Source organism: Mycobacterium sp. 1245805.9 (assembly GCF_001672915.1).
GTDB lineage: Bacteria > Actinomycetota > Actinomycetes > Mycobacteriales > Mycobacteriaceae > Mycobacterium.
Genome location: NZ_LZKR01000133.1, coordinates 1 through 617, shown reverse-complemented (window position 1 = coordinate 617; position 617 = coordinate 1). Strand labels below are relative to the sequence as shown.

Below are 617 nucleotides of genomic sequence, written 5' to 3'. Positions count from 1 at the left end.
CGCGCAGCAATTGCACTTTTTCGACGCTGAATCTGGCCGCCTGCGCCAGTGAGAAAATATCTTCCTGCGCCGGCAGCTGCCCACCCGGGAAGATTTCCGTGTAGATAAATCGCGTGAACCGCACGTCGCTCATCGTCAAAGCGATGCCGCGCTCGTGCATCTGCTTCTGTGAATGCGCCAAAATTGTGTGCAAGAGCATCCTGCCGTCGTCGGGAAGGATGTCGTAGGCGCGGTCGAAAAACGCGGGCCAACGGTCGGCTTTGAAGGCCTCGAACGCGCCTATGCTGACGATCCGGTCGACCTTGTCGTCGAACTCTTCCCAGCCCTGCAACCGCACTTCGACGTCGCGCTCGGTCGGGATCCCCGCCAGCCTGGTTTTGCTGTACTCGAACTGGTTGCGGCTGAGGGTAATTCCGATCACGTTGACATCGAACTTCTCGACCGCCCGTTGCAGCGCGCCGCCCCAGCCGCAGCCGACGTCGAGCAACGTCATCCCGGGCTCGAGGTTCAGCTTTCCCAGCGACAGGTCGATCTTGGCGAGCTGCGCCTCTTCGAGGGTCATGTCGTCGCGCTCGAAGTAGGCGCAGCTGTAGGTCTGCGTCGGGTCGAGGAACAGC

The 617-nt window shown here is 61.3% G+C and carries 1 protein-coding gene; it reads right to left on the bottom strand.

From position 1 onward, the window contains the following. The coding region (locus A9X00_RS18745) for a class I SAM-dependent methyltransferase (protein WP_156772174.1) at positions 1 to 617 on the bottom strand (617 nt) is incomplete at both ends.